Source organism: Streptomyces sp. L500 (genome assembly GCF_054551825.1).
In genome coordinates this window covers 478,013-495,366 of record NZ_JBTOLC010000002.1, presented here as the reverse complement: position 1 = coordinate 495,366, position 17,354 = coordinate 478,013, and the positions used below count along the sequence as shown (strand labels likewise).

Sequence of the window (17,354 nt, the reverse complement as noted above, 5' to 3'; positions counted from 1 at the left end):
CTCCTCCTGTCGTCGGCCCGGCGGTGCCGGGCCGGGTGATCGGACTCCGCCGGTTTCATCAGAGGACGGTGACGGCCGGCGGGCCCGAGCGGGCGCCGTCCTTCTCCATCCGTTCGGCGAGCTTCACGGCCTCGTCGATGAGGGTCTCCACGATCTTCGACTCGGGGACGGTCTTGATGACCTCGCCCTTGACGAAGATCTGGCCCTTGCCGTTGCCGGACGCCACCCCCAGGTCGGCCTCGCGGGCCTCGCCGGGCCCGTTGACGACGCAGCCCATGACGGCGACGCGCAGCGGTACTTCCATGCCCTCCAGGCCGGCCGTGACCTCCTCGGCAAGCTTGTAGACGTCGACCTGGGCGCGGCCGCAGGACGGGCAGGAGACGATCTCCAGCCGGCGCGGGCGGAGGCCCAGGCACTGCAGGATCTGGATGCCGACCTTCACCTCCTCCACGGGCGGGGCGGAGAGGGAGACGCGGATGGTGTCGCCGATGCCTTCCGCCAGCAGGGCGCCGAAGGCGACGGCGGACTTGATCGTCCCCTGGAAGGCCGGGCCGGCCTCGGTGACGCCCAGGTGCAGCGGGTAGTCGCACCGGGCGGCCAGCTGGCGGTAGGCGTTGACCATCACCACGGGGTCGTTGTGCTTCACGGAGATCTTGATGTCGCGGAAGCCGTGCTCCTCGAAGAGCGACGCCTCCCACAGCGCCGACTCCACCAGGGCCTCCGGGGTGGCCTTGCCGTACTTCTGGAGCAGGCGCTTGTCCAGGGACCCGGCGTTGACGCCGATGCGGATCGGGGTGCCCGCCGCGGCCGCCGCCCTGGCGATCTCCTTGACCTTGTCGTCGAACTGCCGGATGTTGCCGGGGTTGACGCGGACGGCGGCGCACCCTGCGTCGATGGCGGCGAAGACGTACTTCGGCTGGAAATGGATGTCCGCGATCACCGGGATCTGCGACTTCCTGGCGATGACCGGCAGCGCGTCCGCGTCGTCCTGCGAGGGGCAGGCGACGCGGACGATCTGGCAGCCCGCCGCCGTCAGCTCGGCGATCTGCTGCAGCGTGGCGCCGACGTCGGCCGTGACCGTCGTCGTCATCGACTGCACCGAGACGGGGGCGTCACCGCCCACCGGCACCCGGCCCACCTGGATGCGCCGCGACGCGCGGCGCACCGCCAGGGGCCGGGCCGGTGGCACGGGCAGCCCGAGGGAGACGGGCTCCACGGTGGCCATCGCGGTCAGCCCCGGTTTCCGGCGACGCTCTCGCGGGCCGCGCGCAGCGACTCCTTGAGCGATCCCATGGTGGCGAGGACGGCGGTGGGCTCGTAGCCGCAGTGCGCCATGCAGTTGTCGCACCGGGGGTCCTTGCCGCGGCCGTACTTGTCCCAGTCGGTCTCCTCGATCAGCTCCCGGTAGGTGGGCACGTACCCGTCGCTCATCAGGTAGCAGGGGCGCTGCCAGCCGAAGAGCGAGTAGTTGGGGATGGCCCAGGCGGTGCAGGGGAAGTCGACCTTCCCCTCCAGGAAGTCGAGGAAGAGGGGGCTGTGGTTGAGCCGCCAGCGGGAGCGGTTGCCCCCGGCGAACGCCTTCCTGAACAGCTCCCGGGTCTGCTCGACGCCCAGGAAGTGGTCCTGGTCGGGGGCCTTCTCGTAGGCGTAGGCCGGCGAGATCATCATCTCGTCGACGCGCAGCTCGTCATTGAGGAAGTTGAGCACCTCGACGATGGTCTGCGGGGTGTCGGTGTTGAAGAAGGTGGAGTTGGTGGTGACGCGGAAGCCCCGCCGCTTGGCCTCCTTGATCGCCTCCACCGCCTCGTCGAACACCCCCTCCTTGGCCACGGACTCGTCGTGGCGCTCGCGCAGCCCGTCGATGTGCACGGCGAAGGCGAAGTACGGAGAGGGGGTGAACTTCTCCATCTTCTTCCGCATCAGCAGGGCGTTGGTGCACAGGAAGACGTACTTCCGCCTGGCCACCAACTGGCGCACGATCTCATGGATCTGAGGGTGCATCAGGGGTTCGCCGCCGGCGATGGACACCATCGGCGCGCCCGACTCCAGCACCGCGCCGACCGCCTGGGCGACGGGCATCCGCTGTTTGAGCACCCCGGCCGGATGCTGGATCTTCCCGCAGCCCTCGCACTTGAGGTTGCAGGCGTAGAGCGGCTCCAGCTCGACGATCAGCGGGAACTTCTCCCGTCGGCGGAGCTTCTGTTCGAAGAGATAGGTTCCCACCCGGATGGTCTGGCGAAGCGGCATGGCCATCTGGCTCACCTCCTGGGGAGCAGCAAAGAACGGTGCCATTCGAAAAAAGCCGGCAGGACGGTGCGGAGCACGCGGAAAGCCGATATTCCACCCCGCAAGGTCCCGATTCGCACAAGTTCATGTTCGGGAGCGTCCACGACCACTCTTACGGCCGCAACGGGGCGGGCACCGGCCCGCACGGCGCTTCGGAGCGTGGCCGCGGACTCCATGTCCACCGCCAGCGCCCCGGCGGCGTGCAGCGCTCCCCGCTCCGCGCCCCGCACCACGTGGTCGGAGCCGACCAGCGGCCCGGTGTGGATGACGCGCCGGGGCGCCACCCGGGCGAGCTCCTTGGCCAGCAGTTCCACGCCGGCGCACTCCGTGCGGCCCGCCGGGTCGCGGGTCTCGTCGGCGACGACCAGGTCGCCGGGGTGCATCCCCGGGGCGAGGCCGGCGCAGAAGCCGGTGGCGATCACCGCGGTCTCGCCCCCGGGCCCGGGCGGGTCGCCGCCGAGGGCCCGGGTCACGGCGCGTTCCGCGGCCTGCGGGCCCATCCCGGTGCGCAGGACGGTCACGGGTCCGGCCGCGCCGCCGAGGCCGCCGCGCAGGGCGAGGCGCTCGATGCCGAGCGCGCAGGCGATCAGCAGCGGTGCGGGGGCGGGGGTACCCGTGCCGGCGGTCATCAGCCCTCCAGCGGCGTCTCGGTGAAGGGTTCGCCGTGCAGATAGCGGCCGAGGGCGGTGAGCGGGAACACCTGGCGGTACAGGTGGTAGTTGATGGAGAAGTCCCAGGGGAAGCCCGTGCCGGTGAAGTACGGCTCGTCCCAGGAGCCGTCCTCCCGCTGGGTGTCGGTCAGCCAGGTCACCCCCCGCTCCACCACCTCGCTCTCCCGCTCCCCCGCCGCCAGCAGCGCCATCAGCGCCCAGGCGGTCTGGGAGGCGGTGGAGGCGCCCCGGCCGATCCATTCGGGGTCCCGGTAGGAGCGGAGGTCCTCGCCCCAGCCGCCGTCCGGGTTCTGCACCTCGCGCAGCCAGCCGACGGCCCGGCGGATCGCCGGGTGGGCGACGGGGATGCCGGAGGCCACCAGGGCGGGCACCACGGACCCGGTGCCGTAGACGTAGTTGACGCCCCAGCGGCCGAACCAGGCGCCGCACTCCTCCTGTTCGCCCAGCAGCCATTCGACGCCCCGGCGGGCGCGCGGGTCGTGCCGCTTGCCGAGGACCGCCAGCATCTCCACGACGTGGGCGGTGACATCGGCGGACGGCGGGTCGATGACCTCGCCGAAGTCGCAGAACGGCAGCCGGTTGGGGAAGGGGCTGGTGTTGTCGGCGTCGAAGGCGCCCCAGGCGCCGTTCCTCGACCGCATGCCCACCGCCCAGTTGGCGGCCCGCCGGATCGCCTTCTCCATCCGCTCGGGGTCGGGGTGGCGGACCCGCTTGAGGGCGAGCACGACCTCGGCGGTGTCGTCGATGTCGGGGTAGGCGTCGTTCTCGAACTCGAAGGCCCAGCCGCCCGGGGCCAGGTGCGGCCGTTTCACGGTCCAGTCGCCGGGGCGCAGGATCTGCTCGTCGAGCATCCAGTCGGCGGCCTTGACCAGCGCCGGGTGGTCGGGGCGCAGGCCCGCGTCGGCGAGGGCGGTGGTGGCCAGGCAGGTGTCCCAGACCGGGGACTGGCATGCCTCGATCATCCGGACGGGCGCGCCGTCCTCGTCCTCGTGCCAGACGGCGAAACGGTCCAGCGACTCGAGGCCGGCGCGCAGCACCGGGTGGCGGAGGTCGTAGCCCAGCAGGTGGAGGGCGATGACGGAGTAGACGGCGGGGGGCTGGATGCCGCCCCAGCAGCCGTCGTTCTCCTGGCGCTCGACGATCCAGCGGGCCGCTGAGCGCAGCGCGGCCCTGCGCAGCGGGGCGACGGGGAGGCGGTGGTAGACGTGGAGCGCCTTGTCCAGGCGCTGGAAGACGCCGTCCCAGCTGGTGGCGGGGGCGAGGGGGCGGGGCGGGGCCGGCCGGCGGGGGTCGGTGTGGAGCTCGTCGAGGGCGAAGGGCGCGGGGCGGACGGGCCGCAGGGCGGAGACGACGGTCAGGGGGACGATGGTCTGCCGGGCCCACTGGCCGAAGTCGTAGAGGTTGAGGGGCACCCACTTCGGCAGGTACATGATCTCGGGTGGGAGCTCGGGGAGGTCCTCCCAACGCCACCAGCCGAAGAGGGCCAGCCAGATCCGGGTGAAGACGCGGGCGGCGGCGACGCCGCCCTGTTCGCGGACCCAGGCGGAGGCGGCGGCCATGTGGGGGGCGTCGGGGGCGTCCCCGGCGAGGCGGAGGGCGGTGTAGGCCTCGACGGTGGCGGAGAGCTCGGCGGGGCCGCCGTGGAAGGTGGCCCAGGTGCCGTCGGGGCGCTGCCGGGAGCGGATGAAGCGGGCCGCGGCGGCCGTGGTCCGCTCGTCGTCGACGCCCAGGAACCGGCGCAGCAGCAGGTCCTCGGCGTCCATGGTGACGTTGGTCTCCAGGTCGCCCTTCCACCAGCCGGCCGGGTCCTGGCGGGCCAGCAGGTGTTCCGTGGCGAGGGTGACGGCCCGCGCCGCGGCTTCACGCGTCTTCGGCGCTCCGGGGGCCGCCGTGGCGGGCGCCGGAACGGTGGTGCTGTGGCCGGCCTCGGCCTCGGGGAGCGGTGACTCCCCGGTGCCGTCGGTCGTCGCTGTCATGGTTTCCCCTAATGCAGTGAGTTCCTTCTCTGCCGTACTGCTGTGACTGCCGTACTTCGGGGGGTTCCGTCAGCCGGTGCCGCACACACGAGGCACCGGCCGGCGACCGCGGGACTACTTCGCGCCGATAGCGATCAACTCTTCCGCACGACGACGAAATCGGCGAGCCCGACGAGCTGGGCACGGACCTCCGCGGGCATGTCCACGCCATCGAGGGCCTCGATGGCGGTGGCGTGCTGGCGGCGGGCCTCCTGCTCGGTCCACTCGCGGCCTCCCGCCTCCTCGATCAGCGCCGCGCGGGAGGCGAACTCCTCCTCGTCGAAGTCGGCGAGCTGCGCGTCGGTGAGCCCCGCGTCGGCGGCGAGGATCCCGGCGAGCCGCTCGGAGGCGGGGCCGCCGGCCGCGAGGGCGGCGACCACGGGCAGGGACTTCTTGCGCTGCCGCAGGTCGCTCCAGGTCTGCTTGCCCGTGGTCTCCGGGTCGCCCCAGATGCCCAGCAGGTCGTCGACGGCCTGGAAGGCGAGGCCGAGGTGGTAGCCGTATGCCTCCAGGGTGTCGGCCGTACGGTCGTCGGCGCCGCCGAGGACCGCGCCGATGGAGACCGCGCAGGCCAGCAGCGCGCCGGTCTTGTTGCCCTCCATCTCCAGGCACTCCGCGACGGTGACGCGCTCGCGGTGCTCGTAGGAGATGTCCTGGGCCTGCCCGTCGATGAGCTTGCGGGTGGCGGTGGTGAGTCGGCGGGTGGCCCGGCCGGCCTCCACCGTGCCGAGCTCCAGCAGGATCTCGTTGGCGAGCGCGAAGAGCGCGTCGCCGGCGAGGATCGCCTGGGCCGGGCCGTACGCCTTCCAGACGGTGTCGCGGTGGCGGCGCTGCTCATCGCCGTCCATCAGGTCGTCGTGCAGCAACGAGAAGTTGTGGACGAGCTCCACGGCGACCGCGCCGGGGATGCCGGTCTCGGCGGGGGCGCCGGCGGCCTCGGCCGACAGCAGGGCGAGGGCGGGCCGGACGGCCTTGCCCGGGTCGCCGTGGGCGGGCTTGCCGTCGATGTCGATCCAGCCGAAGTGGTAGGCGGCCACGGTGTCCATGGGTGCCGCGAGCCTGTCCACGGCGGCACGCAGCACCGGCGTGGCAAGCGTCCGTCCGCGCTCCAGCAGGGCGCGCACGCCCGCGGTGTCGACAGCTGGGATCGCCGATGTCACGGTCTCTCCTCTGGTGGTGGTCGTGCTCATGCGCGTCCCGCTCGCGGGTACGCGCGCCTTGAGGGCTCGCTGGTTCATACCGCCGCCTCCCGCAGGGGGCTCCGGTGGGGCAGGCCGAGCCCCAAGAGGGCCGCGCCGGCGGCGGCGAGGCCGCTGCGCACCGCGCTCTCCATGGTCGCGGGCCAGCCGGTGGCGGTCCACGCACCGGCCAGGTAGAGGCCGGGCGCGTTCGTGGGGGCGTCGGGCCGGAGCCGGCCGACGCCCGGGGTGGGGGCGAACGTCGCCGTCCGCTCGCGGGTGACGAAGAAGTCCGTCACCCGTGCCGTCCGGGCGGCCGGCAGCAGCCGGGCCAGCTCGGGGAGGTAGCGCTCGCGCAGCTCGGCGACCGGCCGGTCGATGTCGTCCTGCGCGGCGGACTGGGACACGGCCAGGTACTGCGCGGCCTTGTCCCGGGCGGCGAGCCCGGAGGAGTCGGTGCGGTCGAAGACCCACTGCACCGGGCTGCCGAGCGCGGTGAAGAAGGGCTGCCGCAGGACCTTGCGGTCGTAGACGACGTGGAGGTTGAGGATCGGCGCGGTGTCGATGCCCAGCAGCCGGTCGGGTTCGTCGAGGGCGCCCTCGGGCAGCAGCGCGTGGGTCTCGCGCTGGGGCACGGCCATGACGACCGTGTCGGCCTCCAGCCGCTCGCCCTTCCCCGGCCCGGCCTCGGTGTCGACCTGCCAGCCACCGTCGGCCGTGCGGGCGATCCGGGTGGCGCGGGTGCGCAGCGCGACGCGGACGCCGGCGGCGTCCAGCGCGGCGCGGGCCATCGTGTCGTGGAGCTCGCCCAGCGGCACCCGGGCCCAGCCGATGTCGGCGGCGCCTGGCTCGGAGAGCAGGCCGGTCTTGAAGACCATGGCGGCCAGGGCCAGCGAGGAGTGCTCGGCGGTGGCGTTGAGGGTGGCCACGCCCACCAGGTCCCACAGGGCCTCGACCGTCCGGGGCGACTGGCCGCGGCGGCGCAGCCAGGTGCCGAAGTCGGTGCCGTCCAGGGCGGGGTCGGCCAGGTCGAGGGCGCGCAGCGCCAGCGCGGCCCTCCCGACCGAGGCGCGCTCGGCGAGCGAGAGGTGGGGGTAGGTGGCGAGGCTGGCGGCCAGATGGAGGGGGACGGGCAGGGCGGCGCGGCGCAGCCGGCCGAGGCGGGGCCTGCCGGAGGGGTGGCCGACGTCCAGGACGGGCACGTCGAGCCGGTCCTGGACGGGGGCCAGGTGGGCGCCGCCGATCCGGTCGAGGAACCACCGGTAGGCGGTGCAGCAGCGCAGGTAGACGTGCTGGCCGTTGTCGACGGTCAGCTCGCCGCGGCGGAAGGAGAAGGCGAGCCCGCCCAGGCGGGGCCGGCCCTCCAGCAGGGTGACGCGAAGGCCCGCGGCGGCGAGTTCCAGGGCCGCCGTGACGCCCGCGAGTCCGCCCCCGATCACTACCGCGGCCGCCCCGTCGGGGCGGCCTGCTTGGTCCGTGCGGAGCCGGTCGGGCCGGGTTGTCGTTCGTTCTGTCATGCGCCCATCCCCTCGGCTGCTGTCAGGGACGCGTCCGCCGGGCGGAGGGTTGCGCACCGTTTTCCGGTGCGAAGGCGGACCGCCGCACCGGGCGTACGGCCGGTGCGGGTCGTCGTGGCGTGGGCGCGGGTCATCAAACGCGCCCCCTGGCGGTCTGCCGGTGGACGCTGCGCGCGTCGTACCCGGAGAGTCCGCGGACGGCGACGAGGGCCTTCTCGTGGCCCGGGAGGGAGACGCGGCCGCGGAGCACCGCCGTGGGCTCCTCGGCGATGCGTTCCAGCAGCCGGCGGTAGATGCCGGACATGGCCGCGACGCAGGCGCCGCTGCGCCGGTCGAGCATGGGGAGCAGCTTCATGCCCTCGGCGAACAGCGCGCGGGCGCGCCGGACCTCGAAGTGGACCAGGCCGGTGAAGTCCGCGCCGGCCGGGGGCAGGGCGGAGTGGAATCCGGCCGAGCAGCCGAATTTGGCGAGGTCCTCGGAGGGCAGGTAGGTGCGGCCGTTGGCCGCGTCCTCGCGGACGTCGCGGAGGATGTTGGTGAGCTGGAGCGCCAGGCCCAGCGTGTCGGCGTACTCCGGGGCGCGTGCGGCGTCCCGTGCGCCGGGCACGGTGCCGAAGATGCCCAGGGAGAGCCGTCCGATGGCGCCGGCGACGCAGCGGCAGTAGTGGGCGAGCTCGTCCCAGGTCTCGTAGGTCTCGCCGCGGACGTCCATCTGGACGCCGTCGATGAGCTCGTCGAGGCCGCCGATGGGGATGGGGAAGCGGCGCACGGCATGGGCGAGCGCGACGGCCACCGGGTCGGTGTCGTCCTCGTCGATGTCGCCGGCGCGGATCCGGTCGAGCGTGGTGCGGGCGTCCTCCAGCCGGAGCCGCTTGGACTCGGGGTCCAGGGTCCCGTCACCGATGTCGTCTATGCGCCGGGAGAAGGCGTACAGCGCCGACATGGCCCGCCGTTTGGCGGTGGGCAGCAGTCTGATCCCATAGCTGAAATTGCCGGCCTGCTGTCCGGTGACGGCTTCGCAGTAGCTGTACGCGGCGAGTACCGGCGGCGACGTCTGTGGCGTTCCAGTCACGTCCCGGCTCACCCCTCTCTTCGCAGTGTCGCCCCCACCTCGCGCAGCAGGCTGAGCTTGGTGGGCTTGGGCGGTCCGGGGAGAACGTCGTGCCCCGCGGCGGTGACCGCGGCGAGTGCGGCCCTCCCTCCGCCCACGAATCCCGCGAGCAACAGCTTCAGCCTGCCGTGGACGCTACCCACCAGGGGGGTGCCTTCATTCAGCAGGCGCCGGGCGCGTTCCGCCTCGTACGCGACCAGGGCGCGCACCGACGCGCCAGCGGTCGGGAGGGCGAGGTCGGCCTCCGTGACGCGGAAGCGCGCCATGTCCTCGGCGGGCAGGTAGACGCGGTCGCGCCGGAGGTCCTCGGCGACGTCCTGTAGGTGTTCGACGATCTGCAGGGCGGTGCAGACCGCGTCCGAGCGGCGGACCCGCTCGGGGCTGGTGGTGCCGGTGATGCCCAGGACGAGGCGGCCGACGGGATTGGCGGACAGCTCGCAGTAGGCGAGCAGGTCGGCGTAGGTCCCGTAGCGGCGGACGCGCTGGTCCTGGCGGTTGGCCTCGATCAGGCCCAGGAAGGGCTCGGGGGTCAGACCGCACCGGCGGACGGTCGGACGCAGGCGGAGCAGCAGCGGGTGGCGCGGGCCCGTGCCGGTGGTGTCGAAGACGCGCCGGAGGTCGGCCTCGAAGGCGTCCAGCATGGCGAGGCGGTCGTCGGTCTGCTCGCGGTCCAGGCCGAGGAGCTCGGCGTCGCGGCCGCCGGGGGCCAGGTCGCCGTCGCCGATGTCGTCGACGAGGCGGGCGTAGCCGTAGACCGCCATGAGGTCGGCACGCCAGGAGCGCGGCACGAAGAAGGGCGCCACGGGGAAGTTCTCGTGCGCGGCCTTGTCGAGCACGGCGCGCGCGTGCGCGTCCGTCCCCGCGGTCATCGCGGGCTGCCCGGACCGGGGACGGCGTACGCGTCTCTGATCTGGAGAGTTCCCGTAACCATTGCCGTCACATCTCCCGTTCTACACTGCCGACCCAGAACATCCTATTTCGGACACGCCGCAGGGCGGGCCGTGCCCCTGGCCTCCCTCCGGGCCGCTTCCTCGCGACCCCGGTGGCGGGACCGTCCGCGTGTATCGCCACGCCCGGGCCAAAACAGCCGCAAAAGAGCAGGCTACAGCGTACGCCGCACAGGTGTCCGACGCTCGCCGGGGTATGTGCTTGATCCATACAATGCCACGCGAGCACTCAATCAGCCCTGACAATAAGCCAGTTGATCGTCACGGAACGGTCAAGGCCCCCGCCGCGACAGCGCGGCGGGGGCCTCGCACATCACACCCGCGTCAGCGGGCCGTTTCCTTCTCGTAGGCCCGGACGACCTCGTCCGTGGGCCCGTCCATCAGCAGTTCCCCGCGCTCCAGCCACAGCACCCGGTCGCACGTGTCCCGGATGGACTTGTTGTTGTGGCTGACCAGAAAGACCGTGCCGGCCTCCTTGCGGAGCTCGCGGATGCGTTCCTCGGAGCGCTTCTGGAAGGCCCGGTCGCCCGTGGCCAGCGCCTCGTCGATCATCAGCACGTCGTGGTCCTTGGCGGCCGCGATGGAGAACCGCAGCCGCGCCGCCATGCCGGACGAGTAGGTGCGCATCGGCAGGGTGATGAAGTCGCCCTTCTCGTTGATCCCCGAGAAGTCGACGATGTCCTGGTAGCGCTCGCGGATCTGCTCCCGGGACATGCCCATCGCCAGTCCGCCGAGCATCACGTTCTTCTCGCCGGTGAGGTCGTTCATCAGGGCGGCGTTGACGCCCAGCAGCGAGGGCTGGCCGTCGGTGTAGACCTTGCCGCGCTCGGTGGGCAGCAGCCCGGCGATCGCCTTGAGCAGGGTCGACTTGCCCGAGCCGTTGGAGCCGATCAGGCCGATGGCCTGGCCCCGGTAGGCGGTGAAGCTCACACCCTTGACGGCGTGCACCTCCCGCGCCCCGGCGCTCGGCTGCCGGCGGACGATCCGGTTCAGGGCGGCCGTGGCACTGCCCCGGCCGGTGTTGCCGCCGTAGACGCGGTAGACGATGTGGACGTCCTCCGCGATCACGGTGGGGACGCGCTCGGCGCCCTGGGGAATGATCTGCTCAGCCACGGCCGTACTTCTCCTCAGCCTTCCAGAAGTAGACGAAGCCGCCGACGCCGATCACCACGGCCCAGCCGACCGCCAGCAGCCACACGTGCGGCGGCAGGTGCTTCGCCCCGTAGTCGTCGATCAGCGCGTAGCGCATCAGGTCGATGTAGACGGCCGCCGGGTTGGCGCCCAGCAGATCGATCACCCACTGGGACGCGTGGGTCCGCTTGAGGTTGTCGACCAGGCTGTACATCACACCCGAGGCGTACATCCAGGTGCGCAGCAGGAACGGCAGCAGCTGGGCCAGGTCGGGGGTCTTGCTGCCCGCGCGGGCCAGGATCAGCGCCAGTCCGGTGTTGAAGAGGAACTGCAACGCCAGCACCGGGACGATCATCAGCCAGGCCATCGACGGCATGTGCCCGCAGGCGACCAGGACGAGGGCCAGCACGACCATCGAGTACAGCAGCTGCTGGAGCTGCTGGAGCGCGAAGGAGATCGGCAGGGCCGCCCGGGGGAAGTGGAGGGCCCGGACCAGGCCCAGGTTGCCCGCGATCGCCCGGACGCCCGCCATCGCCGAGCTCTGGGTGAAGGTGAAGACGAACACACCCGTCACCAGGAACGGGATGTACGTGTTCGTCGGCAGGCTCCGCTTCTGGTCCATCATCACGCCGAAGATGAAGTAGTACACGACGGCGTTCAGCAGCGGCGTGGCCACCTGCCAGACCTGGCCCAGCTTGGCCTGGCTGTACTGAGCGGTCAGCTTCGCCCGGGAGAAGGCGACGATGAAGTGGCGCCGCTCCCACAGCTGCCGCGCGTACTCGGCCAGGGACGGCCGGGCGCCGCTCACCGCGAGGCCGTACTTGCGGGCCAGCTCGGCGGCGGGCAGCCCGTCGTCGGGTGACGACGGCACAGTCAGGGCGACCGCACTGTCGTGCGTTGTCTCGCTCACAGTTGACACTTTCGTCCTCAAGGCGCGCTCCCGGGGCCCTGCCCCGGTGCGCGCCCGATGCTCTTCGACACGACTCTCGGATACGAGCTTGTCAGATCACGGGGGGACGACCCAGTCGGGTCAGGCGCCACACGGTACGCCACTTCATCGGGCGCCGTGGCCCGCACGGGGTCGTCCAGCCCTCCCGGAAGCCGCCCAGCCACGCGCGCAGCGCGGGCAGGGAGGGCCGCCGGGCCAGGGTCAGCAGCAGCCAGACCCCGACGTAGACGGGGATCAGCGGCGCGGGCAGATTGCGGCGGGCCAGCCAGACCCGGTTGCGGGCCACCATCCTGTGATAAACGGCATGGCGGCTCGGGGCGGTCGTCGGGTGGTGGAGGACCATGTCCGACCGGTAGTCGATCATCCAGCCCGCGTCCAGGGCCCGCCAGGCCAGGTCGGTCTCCTCGTGGGCGTAGAAGAACTCGTCCGGCAGCCCGCCGACGTCGGCGAAGACCCGGGTGCGCGCCGCGTTGGCGCCGCCCAGGAAGGTCGTCACACGCGAGGAGCGCATCGGGTCGGACGCCCGCAGCCGGGGCACGTGGCGGCGCTGGGTGACGCCGGTGTCCGGATCCGCGATCCGGAAGCTGATGATGCCCAGCTCCGGGTCGGCGGCGAACGCCTCGCGGCACAGCTGGGCCGTGTCCTGGTTCGGCAGATGCCCGTCGTCGTCCAGGAAGAGCAGGATGTCGACGTCCCGGCCGGCGGGGCCGAAGGCCTCGATGCCGACGTTGCGGCCGGCCGGGATGCCCACGTTCTCGGGCAGCTCGACGGTGCGCACGGCCAGGCCCGGCACGGACAGCTCGGGCAGCGGGGAGCCGTTGCCGACGATGACGACCTCGATGGGGTCGCCGGTCTGCTTGGCGACGGACTCCAGCAGGGCGCGCAGCTCGTCGGGGCGGTTGCCCATGGTCAGGACGACCGCGCCGACCTTCATGCTCGTATCGCTCATTTCAGCCTGCTCGACGCCAGGATGGACACCAGGTGCAACACCGTCTGCAGCAGCGCGATGCCCGCGAGGACGGCGGCGCCGAGACGGGTGAAGAACAGGTCGCCGTGGGCCGCGTCCGCGATCGCGAGGACGAGGATCAGCAGGGACGCCTCGATGCCGAGGATCAGCCGGTGGAACTTCAGGGCGGCGGCGGCCTTGCGGGCCAGCGCCACCTTGGAGGAGCGCGGCTCGGCCGCGGACTCCTTGACCGGCGGCAGCCCGGCCTGGTGGCGGGCGACGCCGACGAGGTCCGTCTCGGCCTTGATCAGGACGGCGCCGAGCGCGGCGAGGGTGCCGAGGAAGGCCCACAGCCAGTCGATCCGGCCGCTCCCCCACAGGTCGGCGGCGCGCAGGCCCAGGCCGACCAGGACCGCGGCGTCGCACAGATAGGCGCCGACCCGGTCCAGGTACACCCCGGAGTTCGAGTACTGCTTCTTCCAGCGGGCGATCTCGCCGTCGACGCAGTCCAGCAGCAGGTAGAGCTGCACCATGACGACACCGAGGACGGCGCCCCAGATCCCCGGCACCAGCAGCGCCGGGGCCGCGAGGACGCCCGCCACGGTCATCAGGTAGGTGAGCTGGTTGGGCGTGACCCTGGTGTTCACCAGATGGCGGTCGACCCGCAGCGAGATCTCCCGCATGTACAGGCGGCCCATCCAGTGCTCGCCACTGCGCCGGTCCTTCACCCCCGCGGGGTGGACGACCGGGCGGAGTTCAGCGACTGATGGTTTGTGCATAGTCGGCGTACGCGTCCCTGATCTGATCGGTGGAGAGGTCGAGGTGCTCCAGGATGGTGTACCTCCCGGGGCGGGTCTGCGGCGCGTACGCGACGACCGAGACGAACTCGTCGTCGGTGAAGCCGATGTCGCCCGGCAGCACGGGCAGACCGTGGCGGCGCAGCACCTCGACCATGAGCGCGGATTCCTGGTGGGCACCGCGCAGGTGCATCGCGAAGGCTGCCCCGAGGCCGCACTGCTCGCCGTGGCTGGCGGCGCGCCTGGGGAAGAGGAGGTCGAAGGCGTGGTTGATCTCGTGACAGGCCCCGGAGGCCGGCCGGCTGTCGCCCGCGACGGACATCGAGATGCCGGTCAGCACCAGGCCCTCGGCCAGCACCTGGAGGAAGGCGTCGTCGCCGACGCCGCCGGGGTGGCGCAGCACGGCCTCGCCGGCCTGCCGGGCCATGGCGGCGGCCAGCCCGTCGATGTCCTCGCCGCGCTCGCGGTGGGCGAGCTCCCAGTCGGCGACGGCGGAGATGTTGGAGATCGCGTCGCCGATCCCGGAGCGGACGTAGCGCGAGGGGGCCTCGCGGATGATGTCCAGGTCGATGACGACGGCGATCGGGTTGGGCACGCCGTAGGAGCCGCGGCCCGCGTCGTTGTCGAGGGTGGCGACCGGCGAGCAGAGCCCGTCGTGCGAGAGGTTGGTGGCCACGGCGACCAGCGGAAGCCCTATGCGGGCGGCCGCGTACTTGGCGCAGTCGATGATCTTCCCGCCGCCGAGGCCCACGACCGCGTCGTAGCGCCCCTTCTTCATGCGGTCGCCGAGCCGGACGGCGTCGTCGAGGGTGCCGCCGCCCACCTCGTACCAGGAGGCGCCGGGCAGCGCCGGGGCGAGCCGCTCGCGCAGCTGCGCCCCGGAGCCGCCGCTGATGGCGACGGCCAGCTTGCCGGAGCTGGAGATCCGCTGGTCGTGGAGGAGCCCGGCCAGGTTGTCCAGCGCTCCGGCGCGGATGTCGACCACGACCGGCGAGGGGATCAGCCTCGTCAGTACTGGCACGCGATCTCCCGGCCCTTGGCGAGGTCGTCGTGGTTGTCGATCTCGACCCACTTCACTTCGCCGATGGGGGCCGTGTCGATCGTGAAGCCGCGGTGGACGAGCTCCTGGTAGCCGTCCTCGTAGTAGAGGTCGGGGTCGCGCTCGAAGGTGGCCTTCAGGGCGTCGGCCAGCTCGGCGGCGGCGTCGGCCTCGATGAGGGTGACGCCGATGTACTCGCCGGTGGCGTCGGCGGGCTCCATCAGCTTGGTGATCTTCCGGACGCCCTTGTCGGGGTCGACGACGACCTTCATCTCCTCGTCGGCGAGGTGCTTCACCGTGTCCAGGGCGAGGATGATCCGCTTGCCGTCGCCGCGCGCGGCGAGCAGCGTCTTCTCGACGGAGACGGGGTGGACGGTGTCGCCGTTGGCGAGGATCACACCGCGGCCGAGCACGTCACGGGCGCACCACAGGGAGTAGGCGTTGTTCCACTCCTCGGCCTTGTCGTTGTCGATCAGGGTGAGCGAGACGCCGTACTTGGCCTCCAGCGCCTCCTTGCGCGCGTACACGGCCTCCTTGCGGTAGCCGACGACGATCGCGACCTCGGTCAGGCCGACCTCGGCGAAGTTGCCGAGGGTCAGGTCGAGGACCGTCAGGGAGTCCTCCGCACCTTCGGGACCCACCGGCACCAGAGCCTTGGGCAGCGTGTCGGTGTAGGGGCGCAGACGCCGTCCGGCGCCGGCGGCCAGCACGAGGCCGATCATGCGGGTTCTCCTGTTTCGTCGTGGACTGCGGGCGCCCCGGAGGACACCCAGAACCGGATGCTCTCGCTGAGCACCACGAGCGCGATGGCGGCCGCCAGGACCGTCAGCGCGATGGTGAAGCCTCGGCCGTGCCACAGGGAGGCGGCGGCGGTGACCGCCAGCACGCGTCCCTCGTGCCCGCCGATGGCCCGTACGAGCCAGTGCGGGGGCGCGCCGGTGCCGCCGCGGATGCGGTACACCGTGTCGTAGTGATGGTAGGCGACCGCGGCGACCAGCCCGAAAGCCGCGGGCAGGGCGCCGGGGGCGTCCGAGCGGGCGGCGAGCAGCAGGACGATCCCGTACTCGGTGGCCCGGAAGACGGCGGGGAGCAGCCAGTCGAGCGGCCCCTTGAGGGCGTGCGCCACGGCGACGCCCGCGAGCAGCGCGTACACCGCGGCCGGGGCCAGGCCCTGCCAGGTGCCCAGGGTGCCGGCGGCCAGGGGCCAGACGAACAGGGCCACGGCGGCGAGCAGCGCCCAGTAGGGGGCGCTGTACGAGCCGCCGGGCACCCGGCGGCCCAGCAGGCGGCCCACGACCTCGGCCACCGGGCCGGAGTCGGTGAGGTCGGCCAGCGCCTGGGCTGCGCGGTCGGTGCGCTTCGCCTTGCGGGTGAGCGAGCGCAGCACCCGGCCGGCGGTGGTGTAGCAGGCGGCGAAGGCGCAGCCGATCAGCAGGACGACGAAGGTCACCCGGGGGGTGGTGAGCGCCGTGAGCAGCGCTATCAGCGCCCAGCGCTCACCGATGGGCAGGATGATCATGCGCCGGGCCCAGACGGTCCAGCCGACGCTGTCGAGCCTGCCGGAGAGGGCGGCGGTGGGGCTGGTGTTGGCGGTGGCGTCGTGGTTGGCCTCGTTGAAGGCGAAGTCGACGACGTGCCGGCAGGTCTGGAGGACCATGGCGCCGAGCGCGAGGGCCCAGACGTCATCGCCGCCGCGGGCGGCGCCGAGCGCCAGGCCCGCGTAGTAGGCGTACTCCTTGGCCCGGTCGAAGGTCGCGTCGAGCCAGGCGCCGAGCGTCGAGTACTGCAGCGAGTAGCGGGCGAGCTGGCCGTCGGTGCAGTCCAGGACGAACGAGGCGATCAGCAGCACGCCGGCCGCGACGAACCCGGTCCGGGTGCCGGTGGCCGCGCAGCCGGCCGCGATCAGCGCGGTCAGCAGGGAGGCGGTCGTCACCTGATTGGGGGTGAGGCCGCGGCGGGCGCACCAGCGGGCGATGTACCGGGAGTACGGGCTGACGCAGAAGGTCGTGAAGAAGCCGTCGCGGGACTTCACGGCGGCGCGCAGCCGCACGGCCTCGTCGTCGACGGCGGCGGTCTCGGCGAGCGTCTTGGCGCGCGTCTCCTCGTCCCCGGGCACGGCGGCGACGAGCACGCCCAGCTCGGGCCGGTGCACGGGGACGCCGGCGGCTTCCAGCCGGGCGGCGAGGACGTCGGCGAGCGGCTCGCCGCCGTCCGGGACCTCGGATGGCGTGACGGGCCTCACGCCGGGCTCGGCGGCCTCGGCGGCCGGGCGGCCGGCGGCCGGGGCGGCGGGCTCGGCGGCCTCGGCCGGGGTGGCCGGGACGACGCCGGCCTCCGCCGCGTCCGGGGCGGCGGGCTTCACGCCGAGCTCGGCGCTCGGGCGCCCAGCGGCCGGGACGGCCGTGTCAGCGCCCTCGGCCGGCTCGACCGGGCGCGAGGTCTCCGGCCGGGCAGCCGGGCCGGTGGTGGGCGGCTCGGTCAGCGCCAGCGCCAGCGCCTGCCGGGCCTCCGCCTGGACGGCCAGGGCCCCGGGGACGGCGCCCGCCGGGAAGCGGGGGTCGGTCAGGGCCAGGCGCAGGGCGTGGACGTGTCCCGTGAAGCGGGGGTCGACGACGGCGACCCGCTCGGCGGCCGGGACCGCGGCGAGCTCCCCGGCCGCGCCCGCGGCACCGGTCGCGGTGCGCACGTCGAAGCCGAGCGCCCGCAGGTCGTCCTCGAGCGAGGAGCCGGCGGGCGGCGGACCGGTGAGGATGGCGGTCGACAGACG

At 72.8% G+C, this 17,354-nt stretch carries 15 protein-coding genes; all 15 read right to left on the bottom strand.

Translation table 11 applies throughout. The features are described 5' to 3' along the window. Positions 1–58 precede the first annotated feature (58 nt). Complete coding sequence (gene ispG / locus ACX9I7_RS05055) at positions 59–1,216, bottom strand: flavodoxin-dependent (E)-4-hydroxy-3-methylbut-2-enyl-diphosphate synthase (protein ID WP_459386639.1); 1,158 nt, start codon at positions 1,214–1,216, stop codon at positions 59–61. A 14-nt stretch (positions 1,217–1,230) separates the two neighbouring features. Beyond that, positions 1,231–2,253, bottom strand: coding sequence for an adenosyl-hopene transferase HpnH (hpnH, locus tag ACX9I7_RS05050; protein ID WP_358624992.1), 1,023 nt, complete (start codon positions 2,251–2,253; stop codon positions 1,231–1,233). Between the two features lie 5 nt (positions 2,254–2,258). Then, positions 2,259–2,915: a phosphorylase family protein gene (locus tag ACX9I7_RS05045; RefSeq protein ID WP_387567553.1), complete on the bottom strand. Its 657-nt coding sequence runs from the start codon at positions 2,913–2,915 to the stop codon at positions 2,259–2,261. Continuing rightward, positions 2,915–4,933: a squalene--hopene cyclase gene (shc, locus tag ACX9I7_RS05040; protein WP_387567551.1), complete on the bottom strand. Its 2,019-nt coding sequence runs from the start codon at positions 4,931–4,933 to the stop codon at positions 2,915–2,917. The genes ACX9I7_RS05045 and shc overlap by 1 nt, the downstream gene beginning before the upstream one ends. Before the next feature lie 134 nt (positions 4,934–5,067). Then, positions 5,068–6,162 (bottom strand): polyprenyl synthetase family protein, encoded by a 1,095-nt coding sequence (locus ACX9I7_RS05035; RefSeq protein ID WP_387568373.1) that lies wholly within the window; start codon positions 6,160–6,162, stop codon positions 5,068–5,070. 44 nt (positions 6,163–6,206) lie between these two features. Next, entirely contained in the window at positions 6,207–7,667 is a 1,461-nt protein-coding gene (hpnE, locus tag ACX9I7_RS05030) for a hydroxysqualene dehydroxylase HpnE (protein ID WP_459386610.1), read from the bottom strand. Positions 7,668–7,800: 133 nt separating this feature from the next. Further along, complete coding sequence (hpnD, locus tag ACX9I7_RS05025; protein ID WP_126916816.1) at positions 7,801–8,751, bottom strand: presqualene diphosphate synthase HpnD; 951 nt, start codon at positions 8,749–8,751, stop codon at positions 7,801–7,803. Further along, positions 8,748–9,647, bottom strand: a complete 900-nt coding sequence (gene hpnC, locus ACX9I7_RS05020) for a squalene synthase HpnC (RefSeq protein ID WP_189448351.1) — start codon at positions 9,645–9,647, stop codon at positions 8,748–8,750. The genes hpnD and hpnC overlap by 4 nt, the downstream gene beginning before the upstream one ends. Before the next feature lie 402 nt (positions 9,648–10,049). After that, positions 10,050–10,838 (bottom strand): ABC transporter ATP-binding protein, encoded by a 789-nt coding sequence (locus ACX9I7_RS05015; RefSeq protein WP_229819892.1) that lies wholly within the window; start codon positions 10,836–10,838, stop codon positions 10,050–10,052. Then, positions 10,831–11,766 carry an ABC transporter permease gene (locus ACX9I7_RS05010; protein ID WP_189448353.1) on the bottom strand — a complete coding sequence of 312 codons (936 nt, stop codon included), beginning with the start codon at positions 11,764–11,766 and terminating at the stop codon, positions 10,831–10,833. The genes ACX9I7_RS05015 and ACX9I7_RS05010 overlap by 8 nt, the downstream gene beginning before the upstream one ends. A 91-nt stretch (positions 11,767–11,857) precedes the next feature. After that, complete coding sequence (locus tag ACX9I7_RS05005; RefSeq protein ID WP_387567542.1) at positions 11,858–12,754, bottom strand: glycosyltransferase family 2 protein; 897 nt, start codon at positions 12,752–12,754, stop codon at positions 11,858–11,860. After that, positions 12,751–13,530: a CDP-alcohol phosphatidyltransferase family protein gene (locus tag ACX9I7_RS05000; protein ID WP_459386609.1), complete on the bottom strand. Its 780-nt coding sequence runs from the start codon at positions 13,528–13,530 to the stop codon at positions 12,751–12,753. Before ACX9I7_RS05000 ends, ACX9I7_RS05005 begins: the two co-directional genes overlap by 4 nt. Next, complete coding sequence (locus ACX9I7_RS04995; RefSeq protein WP_189448358.1) at positions 13,508–14,569, bottom strand: iron-containing alcohol dehydrogenase family protein; 1,062 nt, start codon at positions 14,567–14,569, stop codon at positions 13,508–13,510. The genes ACX9I7_RS05000 and ACX9I7_RS04995 overlap by 23 nt, the downstream gene beginning before the upstream one ends. Continuing rightward, positions 14,557–15,309, bottom strand: a complete 753-nt coding sequence (locus tag ACX9I7_RS04990; RefSeq protein WP_387567540.1) for a phosphocholine cytidylyltransferase family protein — start codon at positions 15,307–15,309, stop codon at positions 14,557–14,559. The genes ACX9I7_RS04995 and ACX9I7_RS04990 overlap by 13 nt, the downstream gene beginning before the upstream one ends. After that, on the bottom strand, positions 15,306–17,273 hold the full coding sequence (locus ACX9I7_RS04985; protein WP_459386608.1) for a DUF5941 domain-containing protein: 1,968 nt from the start codon (positions 17,271–17,273) through the stop codon (positions 15,306–15,308). Before ACX9I7_RS04985 ends, ACX9I7_RS04990 begins: the two co-directional genes overlap by 4 nt. Positions 17,274–17,354 lie beyond the last annotated feature (81 nt).